Origin of the sequence: Candidatus Brachybacter algidus (assembly GCF_016707225.1) — a bacterium.
In the GTDB taxonomy this organism is placed as follows: domain Bacteria; phylum Bacteroidota; class Bacteroidia; order Chitinophagales; family Saprospiraceae; genus Parvibacillus; species Parvibacillus algidus.
Genome location: NZ_JADJID010000001.1, coordinates 1,095,157 through 1,107,240, shown reverse-complemented (window position 1 = coordinate 1,107,240; position 12,084 = coordinate 1,095,157). Strand labels below are relative to the sequence as shown.

The window sequence follows — 12,084 nt, the reverse complement described above, 5'->3', positions numbered from 1 at the left end:
GAAGTGTGAAGTAAATATCAAATATTTAAAAATGTATTACAATGGATAATTCAAACCCTAATTTTAAAAATATTTTTCTGGAACGTGCGGGAATACTTAAGCGATTTCTAAATTATGTGATCGATTTAATTGTTTTTGTTTTAGTCTTTGGATTCATTCTATTAATCTTACTTCCAAAACAAATAGTACAAGACGTTGAAAATATAAATCCTATATATAGTAATTTACTATATACAATTGTATTTGGTATTTTTATTGGCACAGCAGAGGGATTATTAAGAGGAAAAACATTTGGCAAGTATTTAACTAAAACACTTACTGTAAATAAGGATGGCAGTAAAATCGATTTCATAACGGGTTTTATGAGAGGCTTGATCAAAATTATTCCATTTTGTCCATTATCTGCTTTAAGTTCTATACCTCATCCATGGCAGGATACTTGGTCCAAGACAGTTGTAATAGATGTCAGATTAACACAATTTCATAATCTCAACCTTTTTAATGAAATAGGAAAGGAAAATAATAATTAGTAACTCAAGTTTCGGCGTTAATAATAAGTTTTAAGATTATTGCTACTACTCAAAATAAATTAGAAATTAAAAATTAGAAGTTAGTTCACCTGGAATGCTTTGCTTCCAAAACCAAAATGATAACTTAAAAAAAAGGGAACGTAGATACCGCTGATATTTATGATATAAAAAGTTGTTTAGTACAATATCCCCTTCTGCAAGAGGGGGCCAAGGGGGAGTTATTGATATGTATAATTTTTATTATTTACATATTATTGATTAACAGTGTTTTGAGATGAGTTATATAAGAGAATGAAACTTCGAAAATTGAGTCTAGCAAATAAAACCATTCAGAAGTTTTTATATGAACTTTACAATATTTATATCTTTGACTATCTTTATATTAACCAACTACGAAACTTAAATTCTTTAATTAATTTCAGACATTTTAATGACTAGCATTCGATTCTTACCTTGGATGTCTTTTTGTAATTTTGCGCTACTGTAGCCAATATGAATAGCTAAATCAAGTATTTCATTTGCGAAGAATTCATTGCACTCCATTAATATCGCACCGTTAGCTGAAAGGTGAATTTTGGAGAATTCAAGAATTGCTCTGTAAAATTGAAGGGCATTATCAGAGAAAAGTGCTAACTCTGGTTCATATCTGAGTGTGCTTGCACTCATTCTATCACTTTCCCAATGCTCAATATATGGTGGATTACTTATTATAAGATCAAATTTAGTTTCAAAATGTTCTTTTGGGTCTAGGATATTATCTTCAAAAAGTTGAATTTCTGTTTTATGAAAATTGGAATTTATTCGAGTTACCTCAAGAGCTTCCTTAGAAACATCCATTGCAGAGACCCCTAAAACCGGAAGATTCTTCTTAATCGTTACCGCAATACATCCACTCCCTGTGCCAATATCCAATACATTTTTGTAACCATACTTCTTAGCAAAATCAATTGCTATTTCTACCAACTCTTCTGTTTCAGGGCGTGGAATAAGTACTCTTTGATCAACAAAAAATTCAACTCCGTAGAACCAAGATTTACCTGTGATGTATTGCACAGGCTCGTCATTTAATACTCTTTGGAGCGCATTGTCTAATATGATGGTTTCTTCTGTTGTTAAATTTTCGAGCTTGAAGGCGGCTTCTTTGCCTAATAGATCCAATAGTAAGACCTTCAGGATGGAAGCTGATTCATCCGAACCATGAAGGTTATCGAGCAACTCTAATTTGATAGAAATCGAATCCTTCATTTTACAATCTGAAGTTAGAAGTTAAAAATTAGAAATTAGAATGATGATCCCTTAGTTGTAATCAACAAACTATATTACTTAACCAGATCGAACAGGTTATAAAGTTTAAAAATCTATTAAAAATAATACCTCAACTTTAATCATTATCTCAAGTTTCGGCAGTTAAGTAATAAAGGTAGATGGCTGATGTTAGATGATAGATGCTTGCCCGACTAGCCAAAGTGACGGCGGGGAGTTTAGTCAATTGATAGATATTTTTTCTTTAATAGGTTTAATAGAAAAAATATCCATGTGATTGATGGATCCCGCAGTTGCGGGACTAAAATCTACCCCGCCTTCGCTATAGCTTTGTCGGACAAGCTTCTAACATCTAACATTTTATTAAAATTTAAATTTTCTCTTAAACGAAACTTAAGTCATTAATAATGATAATTTACTCCTCTTCTTCTTCGCTAATGATTGGATGGATCATTGGTAGATGGATAAGTACACGTTCTTCTCTGCTTATAGTAGCAAACCCTAGAATACCACCAGATGCATTAGCGATTCTGTGCGCAAAGCTCAGATAGTCCTGATATAATCTTCTTGATACAGAATTTGGCAATTTATCGAAAACCGCATTAACTCGTGATATCTGATTGGCATAAAGATCTTCAGATTCTCTTGAAATTGTTGCCGTGGTGCGAGCATCAGTCAATTTCTGAGTAAAATCCTGACCGATTTCATCATAAAACTCATAAAAAATATGATTTGCTTCATAGCCCCTGACTTTAATGGTATTGATAGCTTCGTTTATTTCAGCATCATTAAGATTCCCTTCAGCTGATGCAATGAGCAAAGTGATAGAGACGAAAGCATCTTTAAGTATCTGTCTATCTTCTTGAGATAATGTATCAAAGTATTTTGCCATTAGGATTTAGTATTTTTAAACTAATTAAGGAAAAATTGTTAGATATTTACATAATAAATTACCTAAATACCTCACAAATATATACTCTTGTTTCTAATTTCATCCTTTTAAAAATAAAATTTTGGCAAAAAATTCAAAAGGCAGCCATTCAACCAAAGGAGATGGAACTACTCCGCTGATGCGCCAATACAATGATATTAAATCAAAATATCCCGACGCCCTGCTGTTGTTTAGAGTGGGAGATTTCTATGAGACCTTTGGCGAAGACGCTGTCAAAGTAGCGTCAATACTAGGTATTGTGCTTACTTCAAGGAATAATGGAGGAAATGATGTTGAACTTGCCGGCTTCCCTTACCATAGCTTGGACATTTATTTGCCAAGACTGGTAAAAGAAGGTTATAGAGTAGCTATATGCGATCAACTGGAAAAACCTAGCAAAGAGAAAAAAATTGTAGCTCGTGGCGTCACTAATGTTATCACACCGGGGCTTACACTCGATGATTCAATACTTCATTCCAAAGCAAATAACTACCTGTGTGCCATACATATAGAAAGGGAAAATGAATTCGGTGTATCTTTCCTGGATCTGTCCACTGGAGAATTTATGATCGCAGAAGGCAACCAAACAGTCATCGAAAGTCTTTTTCAACGTTTTCAGCCTGCCGAGATTATTTTTAGCAAAAAGGATAAAAGGAAAATTCTGGACATCATAAAAGATCAATGGCCGGTATTTCATATTGATGACTGGGTATTTGTCCATGAAACCAGCTACAATAAGTTACTCAACCATTTCAAAGTCAGCTCTTTAAAGGGTTTCGGAATAGATTCAATGAATAGTGGGCAAATAGCTGCAGGAGCGATCTTGCACTATATCGAAATGAATCAAAACAAGGAAATTTCGCACATCAATAAGATCACAAAGATTCCGCAAGAAGATTACATGTGGCTGGACAGATTTACGATTCAAAACCTTGAGCTTGTCACTGAATTACATTCTGAAGGGCGAAGCCTGGTGGATGTGCTAGATCATTGCTCGACTCCGATGGGTACAAGGATGATGCGCAAATGGATCTTACTTCCACTATTGTCTGAGAGTATGATCAACAGTCGCTTGAATATTGTTGAGTATCTGTTGTCTCACAAAGAACTTTGTATCCAGATCAGTTCCTTTCTTAAACAAATAGGTGATTTGGAAAGACTCATAAGTAAATCAGCTATGGGTAAAATTCAACCCCGAGAGACACTCCACATAAAGAAAGCTTTGCTTAGTAGTCATAATGTTCAATTATTGTTGCACGAGACTCAAGTTGAAGATCTGATTACCATGTCAGAGCTCATCAATCCATGCCACCATTTGATTAGTTCCATAGAAGATACTATAAAAGAGGAAGCTCCTACCCTAGTAATGAAAGGTAATTTCATCAAAGATGGCGTTGATGAAACGCTTGATGAATACCGCTATTTGGTGAAAAATGCTAAGCAAGTGATGCAGGAGGTATTGGATAAAGAAACTGAAAGTAGTGGAATTCCGAACCTTAAACTTGGCTTCAATAATGTATTTGGATATTATTTCGAAGTTACTGCAAGACACAAGAACGTTACGCCACCTGAGACATGGATACGAAAGCAAACACTTGCAAATGCCGAAAGATATATTACTGAAGAATTAAAAGAGTTGGAAGTAAAAATATTGCATGCAGAAAATGCTATGCAGGAAATCGAAGAGGCTTTGTATGTTCAACTCATTATAAAAATCAATGAATATATAGAAAATATTCAAGCTACATGCGCCCAGCTCGGACGTCTTGACTGTCTTCTTTCATTTGCTCATCAAGCCAGAATGTTGGATTATAATAGACCCGAGTTCAACGATGAAGGTATAATAGAGATAATTCAAGGTAGACATCCTATAATTGAATCGATGATGGGTCATGATAAAACATATATTCCAAATGACCTCCTTCTTGATCAGAAAAGCCAGCAGATCATTATCCTAACAGGACCCAACATGGCAGGTAAGTCAGCTGTATTGAGACAAACCGGACTAATTGCTTTAATGTCGCAGATAGGGTCTTACGTACCGGCAAAAAAAGCCAAACTAAGCATTGTTGATAAATTGTTTACCAGGGTGGGTGCTTCTGATAACATCTCCGGAGGTGAATCCACTTTCATGGTAGAGATGAATGAGACAGCAAGCATCATGAATAATCTTACGGATAAAAGTCTTATTCTGCTGGATGAAATAGGACGTGGCACAGCTACATATGATGGAATAAGCATCGCATGGGCCCTGGCAGAATTTCTTCATGACAATGAAGCAGGAAAACCTAAGACGCTCTTCGCTACACATTATCATGAATTAAATGAATTAACTCATAAATTGGAAAGAGTTAAAAATTTCAATGTTGCTGTAAAAGAAACAAAGGACAAGGTGATCTTTCTATATAAACTGGTAGAAGGAGGCAGCGAACATAGCTTTGGAATTCATGTCGCCAAGATGGCCGGTATGCCACAAAGAGTCATCGATAGATCTAATGAGATCATGCATCAGCTTGAAGAAAAATCCATAGCGCTATCCGGAAGCAGTAAAAAACAAACAAAAGAAATATTGTCAGCCCTCAAAGCACCGGTATATCAACTTTCTATCTTTGAAACAGATGACCCTTCTATAGGTGAAATCAGAAACATACTGCTGGAACTACAACCCGAGTTAATGACTCCAATCGACTGTCTTATTAAACTTAAGGAATTGCAGGAATTAGTCCAGAAGAGTTTGCTGGACAGTCTTTAACAATGTAAAAGTGAAAATTGAAAATGGAAAATGGAGCTAAGAATGGGCGGTCTTCTTTAATTTCGTGTTATTAATAAGCCTTATGGCTAATGGCCATTGGTCAATTGGTCAATTGGTCTTATTTGATAGCTAAGATAACTTTAATTTGAAAATTGATAATAGTTCAACAAAGCGGCATAATTCACTTATAAGTTTTTTTTATACTAGCAGGATCAATTTTCCTCAACCTCCTTTAAAAATAAAAATATTAGTGGATATTTCTGTCCACTAATAAATATAATAATTACCTTTGCATTGTAAATTACTACCAGATGTTTTCAAAAGCATGCGAATACGGCATTAGAGCAACTATCTACATAGCTGAGCAATCAATTAGTAACAGAAAAGTTAGTTTGAAAGATGTAGCCAAGGCAATTGAATCTCCTGAAGCATATACTTCAAAAATTCTGCAACAACTTTCCAAGCACAAAATTATCAACTCTTCAAAAGGGCCTACCGGAGGATTTTCGCTAGACAACCAATCGATGGAAAACATTACATTAAGCACTATTGTTTCTGCTATAGACGGCAACAATATATATACAGGTTGTGGATTAGGACTCAAAAAATGCAATGAGAAAATGCCATGCCCTGTTCACTTTCAGTTTAAAGAAATAAGAAATTCACTTAAACAAATGCTTGAAGAAACAAATGTTAAAGCATTAACTACTGGCTTGGCAAATGGGCTAACTTTCTTGAAGAGGTAAAAAAATTTATCATAATAGTGGACAACAATATCCAATATATAAAATAATGGAATCAAAAAGTATACTTAGCGAAACAGGCATTATCATTACAATAATCCTAGTATTAATTCCCTTAATAGTTGCGTCTATTATCATTATTTTAAAAGCATTTGCGGCTTTCAATAATGTTATTAAAAGAAAGGAATTAGAGAAATTTAATACCTATTTAAAAAGATTAAGTCCTGAAGAAGCGCTTGAGTTGGAACAAAGACAAAAGGAACTCGAATTCAATCTAAAAAATAACGAATTAGCCGGGGATAATCCACCACAAGACAGTAAGGGTTTAATATCAAATGTTTCTGAAATAGCAACACTGCGTTTTATTGAGCAAAAGAAAAGAAGTCAACCAAGGCCAAATATTGAACCTGATCTTACAAAAATGATTTTATGGTATATTGGTTGCGCTATTGTATGGCTTTTATTTGGAACTACTGTAGGCGAATATGTTGGCATAAAGTTCGTCACACCAGATATAGACTCTTTTAGTTGGTTGAGCTTTGGCAGATTGAGACCTGTACATACGAATGCTGTTTTCTGGGGATGGTCATCACTGGCGATGATGGGATTGGCATACTATGTGGTACCAAGAGTAAGCAATGTGCCGATATTCAGCATAAAGATTGGTTATTGGACACTCGGCCTGATAAATGCATCAGTAGTACTTGGAAGTATATGCCTGATGGCAGGAATTAATAATAGTGGTGGAGAATACAGAGAATATATATGGCCAATTATGCTTCTTTTTGGTATTGGCATTATCATCTCATTAATTAATTTTTTCAAAACTATTGCTAACCGAACTTCCAAAGAAATATACGTATCCAATTGGTATATAATATCCGCAATGATGTTTGTAATCGTTATTGCAGTAGTAGCTTATGTTCCGACATGGCAGAACGGTTTGGGCGAGACAATTGTGCAAGGATATTACATGCATCAAGGTGTTGGAATGTGGTTTATGCTTTTTAGTCTTGGACTAATGTATTATTTTTTACCACAGCAACTAAACAAGCCTATATATTCATATAGTTTAGGAATTCTAGCATTTTGGACCCAAATTCTATTTTATACGCTTATTGGCACCCATCATTTTATATTTAGTTCAATTCCCTGGTGGCTTCAAACCATAGCTATAGTAGGAAGTGTCGGAATGATTATACCTGTGGTTGCAGGTACTACAAACTTTTTAATGACTTTTAAAGGTTCGTGGAATAAAATATCAGGAAGTTACACATTGCCGTTTTACTTGATAGGTATAATCTTTTATTTTACCGGGTCTTTGCAAGGCACTGCGGAAGCGTTTAGGTTTACTAATTTGGCATGGCATTTTACAGACTTTACTGTTGCACACTCACACCTGACGATGTATGGTATTATAGCTTTTATGCTTTGGGGATTTATTTATACCATCGTACCAAGGCTAACTGGAAGAGAACCTTCACAAATATTAGTAGGAGCACATTTTTGGTTGGCCTTCATTGGTCTTTTATTTTATACATTCCCTTTAATGTACGGCTCTACGCTCAAAGGATTAATGTGGATGGATGGTGCAGCATTCATTGATAGCGTGACACTTATGGCCCCATACTGGTTATGGCGTGCGATAGGTGGTTCGTTAATGTGGATCTCTCACATCATATTTGCTTATAATTTTTATGAAATGGTGAGCAAAAAAGAAAAAATAGAAATCCCTAAATCAGCTATAGAAATATTAAAAGCAAAATCTGAATTAGACAAAAAAACTAGTTAAACAAAATGGAATTTTTTGATAATCATAAAAAGTTATTTGGCACTGCGTTGGGGTTGTTTCTCTGGCTTACTTTTGTAGTTGCAATTCTACCTGCCATTAATAATCAAAAAAACAATGCTCCTCTGCCTAATGCGACTCCATTGACCAGTAGTCAAACTGCAGGAAAAAACATTTTTATTGCAAATGGTTGCGTTGCCTGTCATACCCAACAAGTTAGAAATGTTGATATGGATAAAATGTGGGGAAACAGACCTGGCATAGCAGCTGATTACGCTGGTAATAAAAGGACAGACTTTTGGAGAAATACTGCTACACTTATGGGGACAGAGCGAACCGGACCCGATCTAACCAATGTAGGAGTTAGACAAGGAAGTCTTGCTTGGAACTTGCTTCATTTATATCAACCAAGAGCTGTAGTAGAACAATCCATTATGCCAGCATATCCTTGGCTTTTCAAGGAAGTATATAGTGTTAATAAAGACGATGTCGAAGTAGTTGTTCCTGACAAATATAGAAAAGGTATAAAAGGTAAAATAATAGCAAGTCAAGAAGCACTAGATTTGGTAGCTTATTTACAAAGTCTTAAACAAACAGCTTTACCTGATGGCAAACCTGCCATGGAGTTCTTGTATAAAAAAGAAATAAAAAAAGATGCAAGTGGCATTGCCTCTAACCTGCCGGATGGTGGATTGCTTTATACTAAAAACTGTTCGAGCTGCCACCAAGCGAATGGAGAAGGCCTAAAAGGCGCATTTCCTTCATTGAAAGGAAGCCCTATAGTTTTGGGTGATGACCTGGATTTATTCGTTAATATAATTATGCTGGGATATGATGCTAGACCTGAATATTCTGTAATGAACGCAGTTGGAACAGACAACGAGTTAACTCCTGAGGAAGTTACCGCCATCATCAATCATGAAAAAACAAGTTGGGGTAATGAAGCAAAGCCAATATCAACTGAAGAAGTTAAGAAAATAATGGATTTCATAAAACTAACCGCTAAAGAATAGACATATGAGACTAAAAACATTTTTAATCTTTGTTTTTATTATATCACTTCATATTTTGTCAGCTTGTCCAGTATGTGAAAAACAACAACCAAAAATCACACAAGGGTTGACACATGGAGCAGGTCCACAAAGCAATTGGGATTGGTTGATCATTGGGGTAATATCAGCTATTACATTATTGACATTTATTTACTCTTTGAAATATTTGATCAAACCAGGTGAGCACAATTCAGACCACATTAAGCAATCTATCCTTAGTAAGTAAAAGATGAAAGAAGATAAAAGCAGAATAACCATATTTGTTGACGATGATGCACAGCCAATTGCAGAATTAGCAGCACCGGTGCAATTTGAGTTGGATACACGCAAATTGATAGATGGAGAACATGTATTAAAAATTGTCAGTAAATCTCCAACTGGAAGAGAAGGTATAAAAAAGATAAAATTTATTGTTCGAAACGGACCAGCCATCTCTGTAGAGGGTCTATCAGACAATGATAATGTTGACGGAGTCTTACCTATCATGATCAATGCATACGACAAGGGGAATCAAAAGAAATTTGTAATAGATGGAAGTGAAACCCCCCAAAGTGTGCCTAGTTGGCTTTGGATAGCATTAATCGCATTTGTGGGGTGGGCAGCATATTTTATAATTACAAACTTTAGTCTTTAAATGAATACTAATAAAAAAAATGATATAAGCAATCTTACAGATGTAAAACTTCTCGTGGATAGCTTTTACGGAAAAGTTCGAAAAGATCCAATGTTAAAGGATATTTTCAACAACAAAATAGAAGATCGCTGGCCTGAACATCTTGAGAAAATGTACCGTTTTTGGCAAACCGTGCTGTTGGAAGAACACACATATATGGGAAGCCCATTTGTTCCTCATGCACAGCTGCCGGTTTCCAAGGAACATTTTGATAGTTGGATAAGCCTATTTTTCAGCACTGTGGACGAATTATTCGCTGGTGAAAAAGCTGAAAGAGCTAAATGGCAAGGCGGTAAAATGGCAGAAATGTTTCAGTACAAAATAGACTATTATAGGGGTAACCCTGCAGTCCCATTATTATAAGCTGACAATTAATATTGATTCAATAGTCCAAAGAGTATTGTGACATTCATATCTAAATTATCATACACCTTAATTAGCCCAACTATTTATTAAGAAAGAAATTATCAAAAAAATATAAAATGAATATCAAAGAAGATCAAATAATAGGAGAATTGGTAGCACAGGATTATCGAAGCGCATCGGTATTTAAAAAATATGGTATAGATTTTTGTTGCCAGGGAAATAGAACTATTTCAGATGCATGTATACCAATGAAAATAGATCCACAGTCAGTAATTAAAGATTTGGGCTCTGCTAATCAAGTGCAGCATTCAAATGCCACAGATTTCACTTCATGGCCATTGGATCTATTAGCTGATTATATAGAAAAGATACACCACAGCTATGTGAAAGAAAAAACCATTGAGATAAAACCTTACCTTGATAAAATATGTAGAGTTCACGGTGAAAAACATCCTGAATTATTTGAAATCAACAAACATTTTAATGCTACAGCTGAAGAGCTGGCACATCATATGATAAAAGAGGAAACAATTGTATTTCCGCAGGTAAGAATGCTTGTCAAAGCAAAGAGGGATAGTTCAGCAATAGAGAAGCCAAGCTTTGGTACAATACAAAATCCTATTCAAGTGATGATGGACGAACATACTGCAGAAGGTGAAAGGTTCAGATTAATAGCTGAGTTAAGTAATAACTACACACCTCCAGAAGATGCTTGCAGCACCTACAAAGTTACCTTTGCTTTACTCCAAGAATTCGAAGAAGACTTACATTTACATATTCATTTAGAAAACAACATTTTATTTCCTAAGGCTATAGAACTGGAAAAGACGATGCAATGAAAAACATAAGATCTAAAAGAATATATGAAGAACCAGTTAAAGGGGATGGATACAGAATCCTAGTAGATCGACTTTGGCCCAGAGGAGTAAGTAAAGAAGCTGCTGCACTAGATGAATGGGATAAAATTATAGCTCCTTCAGCAAACTTGCGAAAATGGTTTGACCATAAAGCTGAAAGATTTGATGAATTTACAAAACTCTATGAAGAAGAATTAGAATTAAATAAAGATGAATTACAGCGGATTCGCAATATTGCCAAAGACAAGATAGTTACTTTATTATATGCAGCTAAAAACCCAAAAGTAAATCATGTAATAATATTGCAACGCGTATTAACTAGAAAGCCATGACAAAATACTCGTATGATACTGTAAGTGAAGCAATTAATGATCTCACTATAAGAGGATACACTACAGATTTCAAACTATCGGTGGATGAAGAATGCTTAGTTTGCAACAAGACTGCCACAAGACTGTCTCCTAATGAATTTGAAATCGATGAAACATACAGATTTGAAGGAGATACTGATCCGGGAGATGAAATGATCATATTTGCCATTTCTTCCATTAAGCATGATATAAAAGGTATAGTTGTAAATGCATATGGTGCCTACTCTGACTCGAGTACAGCTAAGATCGTCGAGTTATTGCATAATCACATTAAGACAAAACCTATTAAACGAAATGAATTCCTAATTCCAATTAGTCGAGAGCATCATCATTCATTGTTGCTTTGTTGGAAAATCAGATCAGGTATTAAAAAAAATGTTGAAATCAGTCGAATAAAAAAGTATGTTGACTGGTTCTATGAATATCATATACTTCCACATTTTGAAGTAGAAGAAAAATTTATTTTTCCTATTCTTGGTAATGAAAACGATCTCATTAAAAGAGCATTATCAGAGCATCAAAATTTAAAGTTATTATTTGAAAAAACTATTGAGAATGAAAACAAATATAATCTGATAGCAGACAATCTGGATAAACACATTCGTTTTGAAGAGCGCATTTTATTCAACGAGATTCAAAGTAAAGCCACTCAGGCGCAATTAGAAGTTATACAGACCAGTCATTCAGAAGGAAAATTTTATGATAACGAGGAAGATAAATTTTGGGCATAACTTATGGATGTAGAATTTATTCTTGG

13 protein-coding genes are annotated in these 12,084 nt (G+C 34.9%); 11 read left to right on the top strand and 2 right to left on the bottom strand.

Annotated elements, in window-relative coordinates; all coding sequences use genetic code 11:
• Positions 1 to 41 precede the first annotated feature (41 nt).
• Complete coding sequence (locus tag IPI15_RS04495; protein ID WP_287401018.1) at positions 42 to 530, top strand: RDD family protein; 489 nt, start codon at positions 42 to 44, stop codon at positions 528 to 530.
• Positions 531 to 938: 408 nt separating this feature from the next.
• On the opposite strand, the gene prmC is transcribed toward IPI15_RS04495, so the two are convergent.
• Positions 939 to 1,775: a peptide chain release factor N(5)-glutamine methyltransferase gene (gene prmC / locus IPI15_RS04490; RefSeq protein ID WP_287401016.1), complete on the bottom strand. Its 837-nt coding sequence runs from the start codon at positions 1,773 to 1,775 to the stop codon at positions 939 to 941.
• Between the two features lie 433 nt (positions 1,776 to 2,208).
• Positions 2,209 to 2,685 carry a hypothetical protein gene (locus IPI15_RS04485; protein ID WP_287401014.1) on the bottom strand — a complete coding sequence of 159 codons (477 nt, stop codon included), beginning with the start codon at positions 2,683 to 2,685 and terminating at the stop codon, positions 2,209 to 2,211.
• A gap of 121 nt (positions 2,686 to 2,806) precedes the next feature.
• Between IPI15_RS04485 and mutS the strand changes: the two genes are divergently transcribed.
• The 10 genes from mutS to IPI15_RS04435 all read left to right on the top strand — a co-directional run bounded on the left by mutS (position 2,807) and on the right by IPI15_RS04435 (position 12,058).
• Positions 2,807 to 5,476 (top strand): DNA mismatch repair protein MutS, encoded by a 2,670-nt coding sequence (gene mutS / locus IPI15_RS04480; RefSeq protein WP_287419336.1) that lies wholly within the window; start codon positions 2,807 to 2,809, stop codon positions 5,474 to 5,476.
• Positions 5,477 to 5,787: 311 nt separating this feature from the next.
• Complete coding sequence (locus IPI15_RS04475) at positions 5,788 to 6,222, top strand: RrF2 family transcriptional regulator (protein WP_287401011.1); 435 nt, start codon at positions 5,788 to 5,790, stop codon at positions 6,220 to 6,222.
• A gap of 46 nt (positions 6,223 to 6,268) precedes the next feature.
• A complete protein-coding gene (locus IPI15_RS04470; RefSeq protein ID WP_287419335.1) occupies positions 6,269 to 8,011 on the top strand; it encodes a cbb3-type cytochrome c oxidase subunit I in 1,743 nt (580 codons plus the stop codon).
• 5 nt (positions 8,012 to 8,016) lie between these two features.
• The gene (locus tag IPI15_RS04465; RefSeq protein WP_287419334.1) at positions 8,017 to 9,021 is read left to right on the top strand and encodes a cytochrome c; all 1,005 of its coding nucleotides are present in this window, start codon (positions 8,017 to 8,019) and stop codon (positions 9,019 to 9,021) included.
• A 4-nt stretch (positions 9,022 to 9,025) separates the two neighbouring features.
• A complete protein-coding gene (locus IPI15_RS04460; RefSeq protein WP_287401008.1) occupies positions 9,026 to 9,286 on the top strand; it encodes a hypothetical protein in 261 nt (86 codons plus the stop codon).
• Positions 9,287 to 9,289: 3 nt separating this feature from the next.
• A complete protein-coding gene (locus tag IPI15_RS04455; RefSeq protein WP_287401007.1) occupies positions 9,290 to 9,694 on the top strand; it encodes a hypothetical protein in 405 nt (134 codons plus the stop codon).
• A complete protein-coding gene (locus IPI15_RS04450) occupies positions 9,695 to 10,096 on the top strand; it encodes a group III truncated hemoglobin (protein ID WP_287401006.1) in 402 nt (133 codons plus the stop codon). It abuts the gene before it with no gap.
• 119 nt (positions 10,097 to 10,215) lie between these two features.
• Positions 10,216 to 10,938, top strand: a complete 723-nt coding sequence (gene ric / locus IPI15_RS04445) for an iron-sulfur cluster repair di-iron protein (RefSeq protein ID WP_287419332.1) — start codon at positions 10,216 to 10,218, stop codon at positions 10,936 to 10,938.
• Positions 10,935 to 11,288, top strand: coding sequence for a DUF488 domain-containing protein (locus IPI15_RS04440; RefSeq protein ID WP_287401003.1), 354 nt, complete (start codon positions 10,935 to 10,937; stop codon positions 11,286 to 11,288). The genes ric and IPI15_RS04440 overlap by 4 nt, the downstream gene beginning before the upstream one ends.
• Positions 11,285 to 12,058, top strand: coding sequence for a hemerythrin domain-containing protein (locus IPI15_RS04435; protein WP_287401001.1), 774 nt, complete (start codon positions 11,285 to 11,287; stop codon positions 12,056 to 12,058). The genes IPI15_RS04440 and IPI15_RS04435 overlap by 4 nt, the downstream gene beginning before the upstream one ends.
• Positions 12,059 to 12,084 lie beyond the last annotated feature (26 nt).